Annotated in this window: 15 protein-coding genes; 5 read left to right on the top strand and 10 right to left on the bottom strand. The window is 68.9% G+C overall.

All coding sequences use genetic code 11. The features are described 5' to 3' along the window. Nucleotides 1–54: 54 nt before the first annotated feature. The 10 genes from ACFQ2S_RS12405 to ACFQ2S_RS12360 form a co-directional block, all read right to left on the bottom strand. Complete coding sequence (locus tag ACFQ2S_RS12405; RefSeq protein ID WP_386074865.1) at nucleotides 55–819, bottom strand: hydroxypyruvate isomerase family protein; 765 nt, start codon at nucleotides 817–819, stop codon at nucleotides 55–57. Between the two features lie 24 nt (nucleotides 820–843). Continuing rightward, nucleotides 844–2,265 (bottom strand): AMP-binding protein, encoded by a 1,422-nt coding sequence (locus ACFQ2S_RS12400; RefSeq protein ID WP_386074864.1) that lies wholly within the window; start codon nucleotides 2,263–2,265, stop codon nucleotides 844–846. Continuing rightward, nucleotides 2,249–3,097, bottom strand: coding sequence for a hypothetical protein (locus tag ACFQ2S_RS12395; RefSeq protein ID WP_386074862.1), 849 nt, complete (start codon nucleotides 3,095–3,097; stop codon nucleotides 2,249–2,251). Before ACFQ2S_RS12395 ends, ACFQ2S_RS12400 begins: the two co-directional genes overlap by 17 nt. Further along, entirely contained in the window at nucleotides 3,094–4,419 is a 1,326-nt protein-coding gene (locus ACFQ2S_RS12390; RefSeq protein WP_386074860.1) for a hypothetical protein, read from the bottom strand. The genes ACFQ2S_RS12395 and ACFQ2S_RS12390 overlap by 4 nt, the downstream gene beginning before the upstream one ends. Beyond that, nucleotides 4,419–5,510: a DUF3419 family protein gene (locus tag ACFQ2S_RS12385; protein WP_386074859.1), complete on the bottom strand. Its 1,092-nt coding sequence runs from the start codon at nucleotides 5,508–5,510 to the stop codon at nucleotides 4,419–4,421. The genes ACFQ2S_RS12390 and ACFQ2S_RS12385 overlap by 1 nt, the downstream gene beginning before the upstream one ends. After that, the gene (locus ACFQ2S_RS12380) at nucleotides 5,497–7,953 is read right to left on the bottom strand and encodes a PEP/pyruvate-binding domain-containing protein (protein WP_386074858.1); all 2,457 of its coding nucleotides are present in this window, start codon (nucleotides 7,951–7,953) and stop codon (nucleotides 5,497–5,499) included. Before ACFQ2S_RS12380 ends, ACFQ2S_RS12385 begins: the two co-directional genes overlap by 14 nt. A 3-nt stretch (nucleotides 7,954–7,956) precedes the next feature. Then, entirely contained in the window at nucleotides 7,957–8,871 is a 915-nt protein-coding gene (locus tag ACFQ2S_RS12375; RefSeq protein ID WP_386074856.1) for a UbiA family prenyltransferase, read from the bottom strand. After that, nucleotides 8,868–10,139, bottom strand: coding sequence for a hydroxymethylglutaryl-CoA reductase (locus tag ACFQ2S_RS12370; RefSeq protein WP_386074855.1), 1,272 nt, complete (start codon nucleotides 10,137–10,139; stop codon nucleotides 8,868–8,870). The genes ACFQ2S_RS12375 and ACFQ2S_RS12370 overlap by 4 nt, the downstream gene beginning before the upstream one ends. Nucleotides 10,140–10,369: 230 nt before the next feature. Next, on the bottom strand, nucleotides 10,370–11,110 hold the full coding sequence (locus ACFQ2S_RS12365) for a sulfite exporter TauE/SafE family protein (RefSeq protein ID WP_386074853.1): 741 nt from the start codon (nucleotides 11,108–11,110) through the stop codon (nucleotides 10,370–10,372). A gap of 40 nt (nucleotides 11,111–11,150) precedes the next feature. Continuing rightward, nucleotides 11,151–12,653 (bottom strand): aminotransferase-like domain-containing protein, encoded by a 1,503-nt coding sequence (locus ACFQ2S_RS12360; RefSeq protein WP_386074852.1) that lies wholly within the window; start codon nucleotides 12,651–12,653, stop codon nucleotides 11,151–11,153. A gap of 259 nt (nucleotides 12,654–12,912) precedes the next feature. On the opposite strand from ACFQ2S_RS12360, the gene ACFQ2S_RS12355 reads away from it, so the two are divergent. From ACFQ2S_RS12355 to ACFQ2S_RS12335, 5 genes are all read left to right on the top strand, one after another. Next, entirely contained in the window at nucleotides 12,913–14,289 is a 1,377-nt protein-coding gene (locus tag ACFQ2S_RS12355) for an aminotransferase family protein (protein ID WP_386074850.1), read from the top strand. Nucleotides 14,290–14,366: 77 nt separating this feature from the next. Then, the gene (locus ACFQ2S_RS12350; RefSeq protein ID WP_386074849.1) at nucleotides 14,367–15,335 is read left to right on the top strand and encodes a taurine ABC transporter substrate-binding protein; all 969 of its coding nucleotides are present in this window, start codon (nucleotides 14,367–14,369) and stop codon (nucleotides 15,333–15,335) included. Nucleotides 15,336–15,394: 59 nt separating this feature from the next. Continuing rightward, nucleotides 15,395–16,180 carry a taurine ABC transporter ATP-binding protein gene (locus tag ACFQ2S_RS12345; RefSeq protein ID WP_386074847.1) on the top strand — a complete coding sequence of 262 codons (786 nt, stop codon included), beginning with the start codon at nucleotides 15,395–15,397 and terminating at the stop codon, nucleotides 16,178–16,180. After that, complete coding sequence (locus tag ACFQ2S_RS12340; RefSeq protein WP_386074846.1) at nucleotides 16,177–17,052, top strand: ABC transporter permease subunit; 876 nt, start codon at nucleotides 16,177–16,179, stop codon at nucleotides 17,050–17,052. Before ACFQ2S_RS12345 ends, ACFQ2S_RS12340 begins: the two co-directional genes overlap by 4 nt. Beyond that, on the top strand, nucleotides 17,049–17,561 hold the full coding sequence (locus tag ACFQ2S_RS12335) for a GNAT family N-acetyltransferase (RefSeq protein WP_386074845.1): 513 nt from the start codon (nucleotides 17,049–17,051) through the stop codon (nucleotides 17,559–17,561). Before ACFQ2S_RS12340 ends, ACFQ2S_RS12335 begins: the two co-directional genes overlap by 4 nt. Nucleotides 17,562–17,820 lie beyond the last annotated feature (259 nt).

Raw genomic sequence — 17,820 nt, 5'->3', positions numbered from 1 at the left:
CCACGAGCCTACGCCAACGGGGCGATCGCGGGCAAGCGCCTCCGCCGCGCGCGCTCACCGTATGGCGCGGAGCCAGCCCAGAGTCGCACCGGTATCGCCGCCGGTCCGGTATTCGGCCCCGAGTGGCGCCGACCACCCGAACGCCGCGATCCGCTCGAAGACGAAGGGATAGAACAATTCTCCATGGTCCGGCGCGCCGCGGTCGGGCACCGAGGCGAACTGGATATGCCCGACCAGCGGCAGAAGATCGGCCAGCCGGCCGGTCACGTCGCCCTCCGTCCGCTGCACGTGGTAGCAGTCGAACATGAGCATCAGGTTGCCCGCGCCGACCTCCTCGATGACGGTCCGCGCCTGATCCGTGGTGGTCAGGAAGTAGCCGGGCGCGTCATGCCGGTTGAGCGGTTCGATCAGCAGCGTGATCCCGTGGGCGGCGGCCTTTCCGCAGGCCTCGGTGAGGTTCGCCACGTAGGTCTCCCGCGCCTGCGGGCCTTCGGCGACCCCGGCCATCGCGTGGATGCGCCGGGTGCCGATGGCATGGGCATAGGCAATCGCCTCGTCGATCGCCGCCTGCGCCTCCGTTTCGCGACCCGGCAGGGCAAGGAGCCCGTTCTCGCCCGCCGCCACGTCGCCGCGCCGGGTGTTCAGCGCGAGCATCTCCAGCCCCGTCTCGCGCAGGGCCGAAACGATCTCCTCCGGCGGGGTGTCGAAGGGCCAATGGCATTCCACGGCGTCGAAGCCCGCGGCATGAGCGGCGCGGATAGCATCGGGCAGTGGCCGGTCTGTCCAGAGGAACCCGAGATTGGCGGAGAATGTCGTCATGCGTGCCTCTTCAGCCCGTTGGTTTCACTGTCCGGCCCCAAGCTGGCGGCGCAGGCGGGGCTCGTCGATCTTGGAGGCGTGGCGCCGGTCCATCGGCATCCGCCGGACCTCGACCACGCGGTCAATTCCGAGGCGCCTTGCCGCCGTCTGCCAATGTGCCAGATGGCGGACGTCTCCCTCGATGGCTAGCACCGCCCCCTGCTCCATCCGCACCAGCGCGGCCCGACGGACACCTGGCCAGAACCGCGCGGCCGTCTCGACCTGCAGCGGCATCGGCCCGTCCTGCGCCCCCGGCTTCCAGCGCCCGAGCAGCCAGAGCCGGCCATGCCCGTCGAGCCGTGCCGCATCGCCGGTACGATGCCAGATCCGTTCGCCCTCCCGGACCTTGTTGCCGTTGTCCTGCGCCGGGTCGATGTAGCCGCGGTTGACATGCGCCCCGGCGACCTGAACCTCGCCCTCGACCAGCCGCAGCTTGATCTCCGGCACCGGCGGACCGGCCAGCAGCCCGCCGCCGGCCTCCATCTCGGCCCAATCCTCGGCGGCGATCTCCGCCGTGCCGATCTCAGCGATCGGCTCGGCCTCGGTGGAGCCATAGACGGCCACAACCCGCAAGCCCGGACGCCGCTCCAGAAGGCGCCGGAGCGTGTCCGGAAAGACCGGCCCGCCGCCGGTGAAGATCGTCGTGACACCGGCCGGCACCCCGGAATCGGCCAGTTTCTCGCATATCGAGGGCGGCAGCAGCAGGCGGGTCGCGCCGCTCCGGGCGATCCATGCGCCGATCCGTCCTCCGTCGGCCCGGTCCTGCCGGGTGAGCTTCCAGTTCGGCAAGACCGAGCAGCGCCCAGCCGCGAGGTTCACCAGCACGAAGACCGGGAACCCCACGAGGTCGCGTTCCGGCCCGCTGGCGGCGAGCAAGGGCGCGACGGCGGCGTTCTGGGCCATCAGGAACCCGTGGCTCCTCAGGATCCCCTTGGGCGCGCCGCTTGTGCCCGAGGTGAAGGAGATCAGCGCCGGGTCGTCGGGGCCGAGCATAACCGGCGGCACGTTGCCTGCCTCGTCGTCCCCCGGCCGCAGGCCGGTCAGGCCCCAAAGCGTCGGCAGGGCACGCAGAAGCCGATATGGCCCGCTGGCGGCGAAGGCCGCGGGGCGGGTCGTCTGCACTGCGTGCAGCAGTCCGCGCAGCCCCATCGCCGGCTCCGGGAAGACGGCGACAAGCCCCGCCTTCCAGATCCCGGCCAGCGTCACGTAGAGCGTCGCCGAGACAGGAACGGCCACCAGCACCCGGTCCCCCTTGCCCAGCCCGCGCGCACGGATCTGCGCGGCAAAGGCGCTGGCCCGCCGGTCGAGTTCCCCGAAGCTGGTCAGCTCCCCCGAGGGATCGAGGATCGCCGGCGCATCGGGGCTCCGCGCGACCCTCTCCGCGAAGGCCTCAACGAGCGTCGTCATCGAGCACCTTGCCCATCAGCGCGTAGCGGCGGAACAGGCGCCCCCCGAGCTGTTCGCTGCGTTGGGCGGAAACGTTGGTTTCGTGGATCAGCGCATGGATCGCATGGGTGAACCCCGCCTTGCGCGCCGCGTCGTGGAACACCGAGGCGAGCGCCTGTCCCGCACCGTGCCGGGTGCTGGCGTAGGTCTTGAGGATCACCGTGTCGGGCGACGGCCCGGAGCCGTAGTTCGGGATTCCGAAGAGAAACCCCACCAGCGCGCCCTCGCCGTTCCGGGCAAACAGAACGAACTCGCGCCGCAGCATCGGGACGAAAGGAAGATACATGCCGAGGAAGTCCTCGCGCGTGATCGGCGTGTAGAACGCGTTGCCGGCAAAGGCCGCGAGCGACAGGTCGTAGACCTGCCCGAAATGGGCCTCCGGGTCGGTTCCGTCCCAGGTCTCGACGGTGATCTCCGGGTCGAACGACGGCGGGTTGTCCATGCCGGCAAGCGCGACGCGGGCCGAGAGATACCGGGCGATCGGCGTGAAGCCGGCGGCGGTGAGGGCGGGCAGATCCGCGGGGCCGGACTTTGGCTCCATCAGGAAGGACGGCGAGCCGTCACTTTCGGTCACGAGTCGATAGCTGTGCCAGGTGTTGCCGTCCATCGGGCCGAGCAACCGCGCCGCTCCCCTGGCCAGGGCGGCAGTCTCGGCCTGCGCCAACACCGCGCGGCCGGCCTCGGCGCTCTCACACGTGAACTTGCCCACCGCCATCGTCGGCTTCCCGTCCCAAGAGGGCGCGTCGGGGAAGAGGGTGACGCGGGCGCCGGCTGCGGTGAAGGTTTCGGTCATGAAGAGACTCCGATCAGGGCGAAGGTGGCATAGGTCAGCGCCGGCAAGGCGACGCTCAGCCCGGCGAGACGGGCCATGCGCTGTCGGTGGAAGGCTCCGGGCCAGCGCAGCGCGGCCAACCCGCAGAGCGCCAGAGTGGCCAGAAGAAGAAGCCCGACATTGGGGGCCCAGTGCTTGGCGGCCAGGTTGGCTTGGATCAGCCAGAGCCAGAACGCCCAGAGTCCGGCCGCAAGCAACGCGAGCCCTCCGAGGCGCAACACGAGCGCTGCCCTGGCGAGCGCCAGCGCCGCCAGCGCGATGCAAAGCCCGGCCATGGTCGCACCGAAGAAGTCGAGCGCGTTGAGCCCCGTGGCATGACCCGCCGCCAGCCAGCCGAAACTCAGCACCGCCAGCGCGGCAACGGCATCGAGTTCCGGGTGCCGGTCCGCGCTCGGCGTACGGCGTTCGGCCAGAACGTGCAGCACCAGCATGGCGAGCGGGAGCACCGTGTTCTGCATCGCGGTCACCGACAGCAGCAGGAAGATCGCCAGCAGATAGACCCGAGCCACGTGCCGGGACAGCCCGAGCCGGTCCGCCAGCATGTGGAACAGCGCGAAGGCGCCGGCAAAGACGATGGCCAGCGCCAGCAGTTCGGAAGTCGGGCTCGCGCCATGCTCGCGCAGGATGATCAGCACCGCGAGCGGCAGAAACAGGTTGTCGAACCCCCGCCAGCTGTCGGCCTCGACCAGCGTGCCAAGGGTGGCGATGAGGAAGCCGAGGATCACCACGTTCTGCCGCGGGATCTCCGATAGCAGGAGCAGGCAGACCATTGAGAGGATCACGGTCACCATGAACAGGATCGCGCTGCCCTCGACGCTCTTGACCCCGTCCTCCACGGTGAAATGCCGCCGGCCATAGGTGCTGCCCGCAAGCGCAGCGGCGGCATCTCCGAGCGTCAGGACGGCCAGCGGCAGCACGTAAAGCAGCGGGTCGCGCTGGCTGAGCAGCAGGACGAGCGCCACCGCGGCGGCGAGCAGGAAATCACCGTAGGATTGCCGGTCCACCGAGTGGAGCGCGGCCGAGGCGCCGCTGCCGCGCAGGATCGGCGCGCGCATTGCGGCCATCACCAGGACGGTGAAGCCAAGAAGCATGTAGACCGGCCAGTTCTCGGCAAACAGGAACGGCAGGCAGATGGCGAAGAGGCCCGTAGCCACGTGGACCAGCTTGCGCTGCACCTCGGCGCTCCAGCCGGCCGCCTCGGCCCGGCGCCGCACCAGCGTCATGAATCCCAGAAGCCCGAGAATCGCGGCCACTGCGACGAGGAGCGGGCCGAGAAGTTGCATCAGCGCATCTCCTCAATCACGAAATCGGAGTAGAAGAACGCCTTGTCCTGCGCCTTGAGCCGGTCTTCGAGCGCCGTCAGGGTGGTCACGCTTTCGGCCAGCGAAGCCGGCACGCGGCGCGGGGCCATCATGTTCCAGTAGACCAGCCGGCTGCCCGGCCTGCCGCGCTCCAGCACCTGCCGATAGGCCGCTTCCGCCGCCTCGGGGGACATGTATTCGAAGATGTCCGAGAGGTTGAACCCGTCCACCGGCGGGCCGGCTGCAGCTTCGAGCGGGCCCTGCACCAACTCCAGCCGGTCGAGCCGTTCGCGGATCACCTCGTAGGGGCCGGGCCGCCAGGGCATCGGCAGGGCTGCCCCGTGACCACCCTTGAGGATCCAGTGCAGGTACGGGTTCTCCGCCGGGTCGCAGGTCACCCCGGCATGGCGGATGCGGCGCGCGACATGTTCGGCGACCGAGCCCTCGACATGGTCGAAGAACGCCTTGTCTCGCCCCATACGCCCCATGACGAAGCGGGAGAAGAACAGCTCCAACATCAGCCGCCAGCGCCAGGTGACGAAGCGCTCATCAAGGAACCGCGCGCGCTCGGCCGGCGGGCGAGAGACGAAGACGTCGTCGATGGTCCGGCGCGAATGGACGAGCGGCAGGATAAGTCGGCGGAAAATGCGGAAGTAGCGCTCGAACCGCCCGACCCCGCCCGCGCCATGGGCCAATACCTCCGGGCGCAGCGCCTGCCAGCGGGCGCGCGTCTCCTCCGGCAGGCCGGCGATGGCGCGGTCCAGCAGCGCGCCGCGCCGCTCACTGGGGCGCGAGCCCATGAGCTCAAGGAAATCGGGCTGATCCAGCGCCCGCATCGCCCCGATCCGCAGCCGCAGGCAGTCGAGCTGCGCCGCCGACAGATCCACCGCCGTGACCCGCTCCGGATCCAGCGTCAGCAGGGCCAACGCATTGTCGCCCGCCGAGCAGATCGACAGGAAGTGCTGCCCCGCCTCGGGGCGCATCGCGGCGACGAGCACATCGGCGTCCTCCCAGAGCTGGGCGTAACGGATGATGTCGAACCGGGCGCGCTCGGCGATGTCATTGCGGGTCATGGGCCAGCCGCACCTCCCCGGTTTCGCCGTCGACGGAGAGCATCGCCCCGTCCGGCACCCAGTCGGTCGCCCCCTTGATTCCGACGACGCAGGGGATGCCCAACTCCCGCGCCACGATGGCCGAATGCGACAGCAGCGAGCCGCGCTCGACGACGATGGCCGCGGCGTTGGAAAAGACGGCGATCCAGCCGGGATCGGTGTTGCGCGCCACGAGGATCTCGCCAGCCGACAGATGCTCGGTGCGCGGGTCGCGGATCACCCGCGCCCGGGCGGTGACCTGGCCCGCGGAACAGCCCGTGCCGGTGCGCAGCGTCCCGGTCTCGGGCTCCGCGGCCGCGACCGCGCCGGTCTCCACCAGCAGCGCCGCACCGCGCCCCACCATCCGCTCCGGTGGGTCCGGCAGACGCTCGTGGCGGGCCTGCTCGGCCTTGCGCGCGGCGGCGATGGCCCGGATGTCCTGCGTCAGGGCGTTGCCCTCGATGGCGCCGAGCACCTCCTCCACAGTGAGCAGGAAGATATCGCGCGGAGCATCGAGCCGGCCGGCGGCCCAGAACTCGCGCCCCATCGCGAGGAATACACGCCGGGCATGGCCGAAGATCCGGGTGCGTTCGAACCGCAGGTTCTCCCGGTCGCGCACCCGTGCCTTGGCATAGGCCGTGACCTGCCGGGCGATCCAGCGCCTCACCGGGCTCTCCGGCATCAGCACCTGCCAGTCGGGCTCGGCACGTTCCGGCACGGCGCCCTCCGGCCGGCGGGCACTGGCGACGATGGCGGCGAGCAGCTGCGAGGGATCCTCGTCGAGCGGGATCGATTCCAGCTTCAGCTCCTGCGTGCAGCGATCCCCGAAGCGGTCGATATAGGAATCGAACTCGGCCGCGATCTCCGACTGCCCCGCCAGCGCCTCGCGTTCGTCCCGCGCCAGCGCATCGGCAAGCCCCGCCTCGGCCACCATCCGCCCCATCCGCGCGATCCTCCGCGAAGGCTCCGCCGAGACGATGTCACCCTGCCCGATCATCACGTCGTTGTGCAGCGCCAGCCCCGCCGGACCGGCCCAGCGTTCCAGCAGCTTCCGCGAGCCACCGAAGGCCATCATGCACAGAAAATCGTTGATGAGCGGCGCGTCCCAGCGGTCGAGCAGATCGGCCTCGATCGTCCGGTAGATGGCCGCGAGCTCGCTCAGGTTCGCCCGGTCCGGGTGCGGCCCGGTGGCCAGAGCCCGTTCCAGTCGCGCCTCGAACCGCCGTTTCGTCGCCGGCAGCCGGAGCGCGGCCCAGCCCAAGCCCCCCGCCACCCACGCCGTCCGCGCGGCCTCGGCGAGCCGCCGCAAGCCGGTCGCCGGCGGCGGGCCGATGGAATCTCGCAACTCGGCCGGCAGCGGCTCGTCCACGCCCATCATCGTCTCCATGTGGTCGCGGTTGCGCGAAAAGCCCGGCAGCAGCGCCAGCGCACGATACCAGTTGCCGAGGTTGTAGTAGACCCGCCCCTCGACCCGCGAGAGCATGTTGTCGAAGACCGGTCCATTGGCGGCGATCTCGGCCGCGCCGACCCCGAGAAGCGCAACGAAGGCGCGATAGACCCGGCCGTAGACATGGACCGCGAAACTGTAGGTCAGCGGGCTGACGATGCCCGGATAGCTTTCGACGATGTTGGAATTGTCGAGCACGACCATGGAGTCGTCCGGCATAGGCGCCGGGCGCAGGGGCGTGGTGATAGGACGGGATTGCAGCATCAGCAAGCGCGCGCCGTCGAGCGCCCATTCGATATCCTGCGGCAGGCCAAAGAAGGCCTCGGCGCGCGCGACCAAAGCGGCGATCTCCTGTGCTTCCTCAGACGTGAGAACCTGCGGCGCCTCCGGGGCGACAATCACGCCGCCGTCTGAGCCAATCTGCCAGTCTTCGCTGTCCGCCTCACCGGAGACCAGAGCCTCGCCCAGCCCCGCGATGGCCGAGATGGTCCGCCGGTCGCGAAGCCCGCTCACCGGATCGGCGGAAAAGGCCACGCCGGCGGCGCGAGCCGGCACCATCCGCTGCACGACGATCGCCGGCGGCTCAGCCTCGGCGGCCTGAGTCGCCTGCCGGTAATGCTCCAGCGTTTCCGAGGTGCCGGAGGCCCAGACCGCGCAGATCGCGTCTTCCACGCCCTCGGCCGGCACGTCGAGCGCGGTGTGAAACTGGCCAGCATGACTGAGGGCGGCACCGTCCTCGGCACGGCCGGATGAGCGCACCGCGTATGGGCCGGGACCGAGGGTGTCGAGCGCATCGCCAAGCGCGGCGATAAGATCAGACAACGCGACCACGCACTCGCCCTCCCGGCGACAGGCATCTGCGGAGACGACGAAGAAGGCCGGCACATCGAAGCCACCTTCTGCCAGCCGATGCAGCGCCGCGCCCTTGCCGCCGGCCGTTTCCAAGTTGATCTCTGCTGGTTTCAGGATCGGTCCCATAGGTCAGCCCGCCGCGACCAGTGGCAAGAAACCGGCTGCCAGGTAGCAGACCAGAACCCACAGGCCCGACATCTTGTCCACGCGCCCCTGCCAGACCGGGCTGGGATCGGCCCGGAACCGCCACGCGCAGATTGCGACAAGCAGCAAGCCAATTGCCCCGATGGCTGCGATCGCCGAGACTGCGCCCAGCGCCTGCCCGAGACCCACCAACAGGACAAAGGCCAGGACGGCCGTCGCCAGCCAGATGGCGGCCGCACGGCGCGCCCCCCAAAGGCCAGAATAGGTGTCCACACCCTCCCGCTCGCTCTGTGGCGCCCAGACCTTGCGCCCGATCTCCAACACGCAGCCATTGACGAAGCTCAGCGCGAGGAACCAGCCGAGCGCGGGGGCGGGCGCGGCGCCGGCGGCCGTCCATTCAATGCCGGTAAGCATCAGGTCGATCATTGGCATGATCATCATGTGGCTGAGCAAGTAGAGCAGCGGCCGCGCCTTGAGCCAGGCCGGCGCGCCGAATTCCGCGGTCATTAGCGCGAGCCAGAGCCAGACCAGCAGGAGCAGCCCGCGCGTGGCCGGGTTCCAGGCCCAGGCCAGCGCCAGCATCCCCGCGCCCACCAGCGCGGCCAGCCCGAGGATCGTCCGCAGGCTCACCAGCCCACGCGGGATCGGCCGTTCGGGGCGATAGCGCCGGTCGTCCTCCAGATCCTTCGCCTCGTCGAAGGCGCGCATCTGGAAGAAGATCCCGAGTGCCAGCAGCGCCGCGACGACATAAGCCCAAATCCCGGGCAACGGACGCCCCGCCAGAAACGCCGAGACGTTGACGCTGGCGGCGGCGAAGACTGTCAGCAACGGCACTGTCTGTACCAGCGGGAAGCGCTCTGCCTGGTAGGTCCAGAGGCGGCGGGGAAGACTTTGGGTCATCGTTTGCGTGCCAGCTTGTCGTGGGCGGAGGCGAAATGCCCGGCGGCCATGGCGGCCACGATGGAGATCTCGCCGCACAGGCAGAGCGCCGCCGTGACCTCGGCCAGCGCGGCGGCACTCCCCGGCCCCTCGAGCCCGACGAGGTTCAGCGCGGCGCGCTGGCTCGGCAGGCGGGTGCCGCCGCCGACGGTGCCCACGAGAATGTTGGGCATGGTCACGGAGCAGAAGATCCCGCCCTCGCGCCGCTCCATCCGGGTAAAGCCGACCGCGCTTTCCGCCACGCAGGCGGCGTCCTGCCCGGTTGCGATGTAAAAGGCGGCGAGCGCGTTGGCGTAATGCGCCTGCGCCCCGAACTGGCCGGAGAGCAGCGCGCCGAGGCCGGCGACGCGGCCATAATCGAGCATGGCGTCGATGTCTGTCCGCAACACGCTGCGCACCACCTCCGGCGGCAGGATGACCGAGGCGCTGACCTTGCGGCCACGGCCCGTGATCGTGCCCAGCGAGGTCGCTTTCTTGTCGCCGGAGAAATTGCCCTCGACATACCAGCGCAGCGGCTTCGTCGGGCATTCGGCCACGGCGGCCTTGCCGAGCGCCTCGGTGGCGATCGTCACCATGTTCTGCCCGGCCGCCTCGCCGGTCGTGTAGCGGCAGAGCAGGAAGACGACGTTGTTGTCGATCACCGGCTCCAACGAGACCAGCTTGCCGTGAGACGTCGTTGCCTCGGCGGCGGCCTTCAGCCGCTCGACATGGCTGACCGCCCATTCGACGAAGCGTCCGGCGTCGAGCAGGCTCTCGAAGACGAAGGCCGGAGTCCGCAGCACGCCCTCGTAGAGCACCGCGGTGCTGATCCCGCCGGCCCGCGTCGCCGCCCAGGCGCCGCGCGCGTAGGAAGCCACAAGCGCGGCCTCGGTGGTGGCGAGCGGCAGGTGGAAATCCCCGTCGGCATGCAGCCCCCGCACGCGCAACGGACCGACGACGCCCACCGGCAGCTTCACCGTGCCGATCATGTTTTCGATATTGGTGGAATAGCGTTCGGCGTTGGCGAGCGTCTCCGGGTCGGCCAGAACCGCCTCGCTTTCGGGCGGTGCATGCCCCTGGCCGCGTAGCGCCTCCCACAACCCTCTGATCGACTCGGCCGAGGCGGATTGCGCGCCGCGGAACCGGGACAGAGCGGCGTCGCTGGGAAGCATGCGTTCCTCGCGGCCCTGCCGGAAATACAGCTCGCGCACCCGCTGCATCATCTCGAGCACATGGTTCGGAACGATCAAGCGAAACCCCTCAAATTCGCTCGCGCCTGGCTGGCGCGCATGGAGAATGGGGCGAGACTATAGGCCGGACCCGGCTCACACAATCCGACCGCGAGGCCCTGCGCCACTCGCTGTCTCACGCTATGCCCGGCGGGTCTGACCGGAAGAAAGCGCCGATGGGACAATGCCGTGGCATCCGGCGCGCGCTGCTTCGGATGCCACGGGAGAGACGGGTCGGGCGGTGCGGCGCGTCAGATGTAGGCGGAGAGCCCGCGCCAGCCGGCAAGCAGGGCGGAGAGCCCCATGACGGCGATGGCAAGCTGCCGGTACTGGGTGCTGTCGAGCCGGTTGAAGGCCTCGGTGCCCAGCCAGGTGCCGAGCGCCAGCGCGGGGATCGAGACGAAGCTCAACCAGAGCGTGTGGCTGTTCACGGCCCCCGCAACAAACAGGCCGGGCGTGGCCATCAGCGCCGCGATGAAAAAGAAGAACAGCAGCGAGGCACGGGTCTGGACCGAGTTGATGCCGGAGCCGAGGTAATAGGCCACGGCCGGAGGGCCGGGGATCGCCGCGAGCCCCGAGAACGCGCCGGAGGCGACGCCGGCCGCCAGGGCGAGGCCGTTATGGGCCCGCTGCTCCGTCGGCTTGTAGCGCAGGATCATCACCAGCCCGACCAGAATGGCGGTCGCGATCAGGATCCGTGCCGCATCGGGGCTGAGCGCGGTCAGCGCGAGGATCCCCACGGGTGTCCCCAGCAACGAGCCGAGCGACAGCCGAACCAGCGAGGGCCGGTGAATGTCGGCGTGCAAGACGAAGACATCGCGCAGCCCCACCACCACCTGCAACAGCACACCGATCGCCACCGCCTCGACCGGCGACAGGACGAGCGAGACGATCGGCACGGCCGCAAGCGCAAAGCCGAAACCTGCCATGCCGCGCAGGAAGGCCGAAAAGAAGACGGCGCAGATCACGAGGAGGGTCGTAGTGGAGAGCATCTTGGGTGTCGTCCCGGGCGAGTTTGGTGTCCCCACCCGCCTATCCGCTGCGCTGCAGCAAGGATTGGGCCAGTTCTGCGCTTTCGATGGGGCCAGGGCCCGCGGCGGCAAGCTCGGCCGCAAGTTCTCCCAGCTTGCGCATCCCCGGAACGATGGCCTCCGTCTGGATCAGCGATAGCCCGAGCCTCAGATATCGCCCCGCCTGCTCCGGCGGCACAAAGGGGTCGCCGCTCTCGAACAGAACGCCCGCCTCGAGCGCAACCCGGTTCAGAACGCGGGCATCCACGCCCTCTGGACATTCCAGCCAGACGCTGGCGCCGCCGTTGCAGGGATCCGGCGTCCGGAAGCCGGGGAGCAGCTCCGGCAGATGCTCGATCACCCGGTACCAACGGTCCGCGTGGGCCGCGCGGAGCTTGCGGATCAGCGCCAGGAAATGCCCCTCGGCCAGGAAGATCGCCGCCGTGCGCTGGTTGTTGAGTGGCACGGAACGGTGGACCAGCCGGCGCAGCCAGCGCGCCTCGGTCACCAGCGGCTCCGGCGCGATCATGAAGCCCAGCCGCACGCCGGGTGCCAGCACCTTGGAGAGCGTCCCGAGATAGATCACCCGCCCGTCGCGGTCGCGCGACTTGAGCGATGGTTCGCCGGAGAAGGAGACCAGCCCCTCGTGGTCGTCCTCCACGATCAGGAAATCGTCCTGCGCGGCGCGGGCGAGTATCTCGTCCCGGCGTCCGCCGGGCATGACGGTCATGGTCGGGCATTGCGCCCCCGGCGTCAGGATCGCCAGGTCGAGGTTGGAGCCCGGCGAAATTCGCGCGCCCCGCTCGTCCACCGGCAAAGGCACGGATTCCGCGCCGGTCAGCTCGAAGATGAAGCGCGAATCCGGATAGCCGGGCATCTCGCAGCCAACCCGCCGGCCGGGGCCGGCCAGCAACTGGGCCAGCAGATAGAACCCCTCCTGCGCGCCGAGGGTGATCAGGATCTCCTCGGGCCGGGCATAGATCCCGCATTCGGGCAGGATCCGCGAGCGGATCTGCTCGATCAGCATGGGGTCGTCGTCCACCGCCCTGTCCGCCGACCACCAGTCCAGCGCCGCCCGTCCCAACGTATCGCGCGAGGATTCGCGCCAGGCGTTCAGCGGAAAGAGCTGGCGGTCCACCTGGCCGAAGATGAAGGGATAGGGGTAGTCGTGCCAGTTCTGCGGCTTGCGGATATGGTTGAGTCGCGACGGGTGCACCGCCATCCGCGCGTCCCAGTCCACCACCGTCTTCAATCCCGCAGGCCTCTCCGCCGAGCGCCCACGCGCCGCCACGAAGCAACCGCGCCGGGGGAGCGACTCCAGATAGCCGCGCGCGATCAGCTCGTCGTAGACGGCGGTGGCGGTGTTGCGCGCGATCCCGAGTTTCTCGGCCAGAGCGCGGGAGGAGAGGATCTTCTGCCCCGGCTGAAGCGTGCCCTCGTGAATCGCCGCGATGAGCCCGCGCCGAAGCTGCCGCTGAAGCGGCTCCGAACTGCTTCGGTCGACTGAAACGGGCACGCTCTGCATCGGGTGGGGGCTCCGGCTGTCCTGAGCCTTCTGCTGGAGCCAGCCGCGCCGCTTGGCAAGCGATCGGCCCCGATCCGGCGCCGCGCATCCCGTTAGCGCCCAAAGTTTCATCAGCGCCGCATTCCGCCGGCCCGGAATCGACAATCTTCGAGGATGACGGAGCGGAACTGGCCCCAACTGATCTGCCGCGCTGGCCCTGTTTCGCTGCGGTGCAGAAGTGATTGGTTGGCCGCCAAATCGAGTTCGAGAAGGAAACTCCATGGACGGCATGTATCCCAACGGCATCTGCGCCACCGTCGAGGCGGACCGCGCACATGTCTGGCACCATCTCTTTCAGCACGCCGCGCTCGATACCCAGGATCCGCGCATCTTCCTCGAAGGCAAGGGAATGACCCTCTGGGACCAGGCCGGCCGCGAGTATCTCGACGCGGTCTCCGGCGGCGTCTGGACGGTCAACGTCGGCTATGGCCGCGAGAGCATCGCCAACGCCGTGCGCGACCAGCTGCTCAAGCTGAACTTCTTTGCCAGCAACGCCGGCAACGTGCCGGCCGCGCAATTCGCCCAGCGGCTGACCGAGAAGACGCCGGGGCTGACCCGCGTGTTCTATGCCAACTCCGGCTCGGAGGCCAACGAGAAGGCTTTCAAGATGGTCCGCCAGATCGCACACAAGCATCACGGCGGCAAGAAGTGGAAGGTGCTCTACCGCGAGCGCGACTACCACGGCACCTCGATCGGTGCGCTGGCCGCCTGTGGCCAGCAGGAGCGCTATGACCAGTTTGGCCCCTTCCCCGATGGGTTCGTCCAGGTGCCGCATTGCCTCGAATACCGCGCCCAGTGGGACGTGGAGGAACACGGCCAGCGCGCCGCCGATGCCATCGAAGAGGTCATCCTGCGAGAGGGGCCCGACACCGTTGGCTCGATCTGCCTGGAACCGATCACCGCCGGTGGCGGCGTCATCACCCCGCCGCAGGGCTACTGGGAGCGGGTGCAGAAGATCTGCCGCAAGTACGACATCCTGATCCACATCGACGAGGTCGTCTGCGGCCTCGGCCGGACTGGCCAGTGGTTCGGCTACCAGAACTACGGCATCAAGCCCGACTTCGTGACCTGCGCCAAGGGGCTGGCCTCCGGCTATGCCGCGATCTCCTGCCTGATCACGACCGAGGAGGTCTTCGACAAGTTCAAGACCGACCCCGGCGACAAGCTCAGCCACTTCCGCGACATCTCCACCTTCGGCGGCTGCACCGGCGGCCCGGCTGCGGCGCTGGAGAACCTGCGCATCATCGAGGACGAGGCGCTGCTGGACAACACGCTCGCGATGGGCGCGCTGCTGATGGAACGGCTGCAAGAGCTCAAGGACAAGCACGCCATGGTCGGCGACGTGCGCGGCAAGGGCCTGTTCTACGGGCTGGAACTGGTGGCCGACCGCAAGACCAAGGAGCCGCTGGCCGAACCGCTGGTCGACGCCGTGGTCGCCGGCTGCGACGCCCAGGGCGTGATCATCGGCCGGACGGCGCGCGCGCTGCCAGGCTTCAACAACACCCTCTGCCTGAGCCCGGCGCTGATCGTCGGCCCGTCCGAGATCACCCGGATCACCGAAACGCTCGATCGCGTGCTCGGCAAGATCGCCGCCTGACCCCGTGGCGGGCGGCATCCGACCGCCTTCTCACAAAGACCAAGAAGATCCCAGTCCAGCAAGGAAAGAGAAAAGACATGCTCAACAAGACCGCGACCCGCATCGCCGCGACCCTGATTGGCGTCGCGCCCCTGGTCGGCACCGCCCAGGCCGAAAGCCTGATCGTCGGCAACTTCGGCATTCCGATCCCGATGATGAAGGACGTCGCCTCCGACGCCTATTCCGAGGCGATGGGCTTCGACATCGAGTGGCGCAAGTTCGCCTCCGGCGACGTGAAACTCGCCGCGCTCGGCTCCTCGCCCTTTGCCATCGCCGCGAGCCAGGGCGTGCCGATCGAGCTGTTCTCCATCGGTGCGGTGATCGGTGAGGCCGAAAGCCGGATCGCCCGCGACGGCTCCGGCATCGAGACCCTCGAGGACCTCAAGGGCAAGCGCGTGGCCGTGCCGGTGGGCTCCACGGCGCATTTCTCGCTGGTCGGCGCGCTGGCCCATGCCGGCATCGCCGAGAAGGAACTGACCATTCTCTCGATGCCGCCCGACCAGATCGCCGCCGCCTGGGAGCAATCGGCCATCGACGCCGCCTTCATCTGGGAGCCGGTCCAGTCCCAGATCCTGCAGTCCGGCACCCGGATCCTCGGCGCCAACGAGACCGCCGAATGGGGCTACCCGACCTTTGACGGCTGGGTGGTGAATGCCGAATGGGCAGAGGAGAACCCCGAGGCGCTGGCCGCCTTCGTCAAGCTCAGCGACGAGGCAAACCTCGCCTACCTCGCCGATCCCGCGGCCTGGACGCCGGACAGCGCGCCGGTTCTGGCGATCGCCGAAGCGACCGGCGCCGATCCGGAGCAGGTTCCAGTGATCCTCTCGGGCTTCACCTTCCTCCCCGCGGCCGACCAGGCCGGCGAGGCCTGGCTCGGCGGCCCGATGGCGCCGGCGATCAAGGCAACCTCGGAGTTCCTGAAGGAAGCCGGCCGGATCGACATGGTGGCCGACGACTATTCCCAGTTCATCACGCTGAAGCCGCTCGAGGACGCGACGGCGCAGTAAGCCTTCCGGTGCGGCGCCCCCGAGGCGCCGCACTCCCACCCCACGCAACGGAGAAAGACATGCTCGAAATCCGCCGCGCTTCCGTCCTCTATCCCGGCCGTGACGGGGCCGACCCCGTCGAAGCCCTGCGCAGCATCGAACTCGACATCGACCCCGGCGAATTCGTCGTGGCCCTCGGCGCCTCTGGCTGCGGGAAATCCACCCTGCTCAACCTGATCGCGGGCTTCCTCGCCCCCAGCTCCGGCCAGATCCGCCTCGACGGCGCGCCGGTCACCGGCCCCGGGCAGGATCGCGCCGTGGTGTTCCAGAAACACGCGCTGATGCCCTGGATGAACGTGATCGACAACCTGTCATTCGGCCTGAAGCTACAGGGCGTCGAGAAAGCCGAGCGGCACAAGATCGCCCGGGAATTCCTAGAACTCCTCGGCCTGGAGGATTTCGAGACCTCGCCGGTCTACATGCTCTCGGGCGGGATGCAGCAGCGCGTCGGCATCGGCCGGGCGCTGACGGCGGACCCGCGCATCCTGCTGATGGACGAACCCCTCGGCGCGCTCGACGCGCTGACCCGCGAGCGGGCGCAGGAGTTGATCCTGCGTATCTGGGAAGCGCATAAGAAATCCGTCTTCCTGATCACCCACAGCGTCGAGGAAGCGCTCTTCATGGGCACCAAGCTGATCGTCATGTCGCCCCGCCCGGGCCGGATCACGCATCGCTTCGACCTGCCCTTTTCGCGCCAGCACCTCTCCGGCATGTCCGGCCGCGAGGTGAAGGCCTCCCCCGATTTCATCGCGATGCGCGAAACCGTGCTGAGCATCATCTTCGCAGACGAGGAGAAGGCGGCATGACCATGAAAGCCGACAACGCGATCCCGGGCACCCCGCGCAGCGCCCTCCTGCGCAACGTCTTCCGGCAGGCGCCGACCAAGCCGGGCCAGACCTATGGCGTGCCCGGCGAGGGCAACACGATCAGGATCTCGGTCGCGGCCTTGCTGTCCGTGCTGGCGCTCTGGCAGATCGTTACAGCGAGCGGGCTGATCGCGCCGCTCTTCCTGCCCTCGCCGGTCGCCGTGGCGGAGAAGTTCTTCGCCCTCGTGCAGAACGGCTACACCAACGCGCCGCTGCTGCAGCACATCCTGGTCTCCGCCGCCCGGGTCTTTGCCGCCTTCGCGCTGGCCTGCGTGATCGGCATTCCGCTTGGCCTCGGCATGGGGATGAGCACGACCCTGCGAGGTCTGTTCGACCCGTTCCTGGAGTTCTACCGACCGATCCCGCCGCTGGCCTACCTGCCGCTGATGATCATCTGGTTCGGCATCGGCGAGACCTCCAAGATCCTGCTGATCTTCCTCTCCGTTCTGGCGCCGGTGGCGCTCGGGGCGCGGGCCGGGGTGCGGTCCGTCGCCATTGAGCAGATCCACGCCGCCTATTCACTGGGGGCCACCCGGGCGCAGGTCCTGCGCGAGGTGGTGCTGCCCTCGGCCTTCCCCGAGATCCTGACCGCCATGCGCATCGGCGTCGGTTTCGGCTGGACCACGCTGGTCGCTGCCGAGATGGTCGCGGCGACCCAGGGCCTCGGCTACATGGTGCTCTCGGCGAGCCAGTTCCTGCAGACATCGACGGTGCTTGTGGGCATCATCCTCATCGGCGGCATCGCCTGGATCTTCGATCTGGCGATGCGGTGGGTGGAGAAGCGGCTGGTGCCCTGGAAAGGACGGATGTGACTGCAACAGGCGACCCTGTCGACCGGACATCCCGCAAGGCCCTGCCTTGCGGGATTCGCCGTGCGACAACGGCGGATGAAACGGCGATCCGTGCCTGCGTGCGCGAAGCCTATGGCCGGTATGTCGCCGACATAGGCCGCGAGCCCGCACCGATGCAGGCCGACTACGCCCGCCACATCGCCGCCGGCGAGACCTGGGTCGCGACGGCCCCGGACGGCGGCTTCCTGGGCTTCGTCGTCTTCTATCCCGACGGCAGTGCAATGCACCTCGACAGCGTCGCCGTCGCACGCCACGCCGAACGGCGCGGCATCGGCAGGGCGCTGATCGGGTTCTGCGAGGAGACGGCCCGTCGGGCCGGGTTCGGCGCCGTGCGGCTCTATACCAACGCGAAGATGACCGACAATCTCACCATCTACCCGCGCCTCGGATTCCGAGAGACCGGCAGGCACCGGCAGGACGGCTTCGACCGGGTCTTCTTTGAAAAGCGCCTGTCCCCCGAGACCGGTTGATCGGGCCAGTCGGGCCCACCATGGCGCGCGGGCGACACCTCCCTGAGGCGACCGCCTGATTCCTTCGCGGCAAAGGCCTGATCCGGCACTGCCCGTGCGGCGGATTTGTCATTTTTCAGGTACGAAACCCGCGCTCCGGCACGTCCGACATTGTGCCGCACCTGTTAGCGCAACAGCCGACATCTGAGACGCCACCGAGGCATCAAACCCTCGTCAGAACGCGGCTTTCAGCCGATCTCGCCCGAATTTCCTTTTGCGT

The sequence above is a fragment of the Tropicimonas aquimaris genome (genome assembly GCF_042676185.1).
Classification (GTDB): Bacteria; Pseudomonadota; Alphaproteobacteria; order Rhodobacterales; family Rhodobacteraceae; genus Tropicimonas; species Tropicimonas aquimaris.
This window is presented reverse-complemented; position numbering and strand designations above follow the sequence as displayed.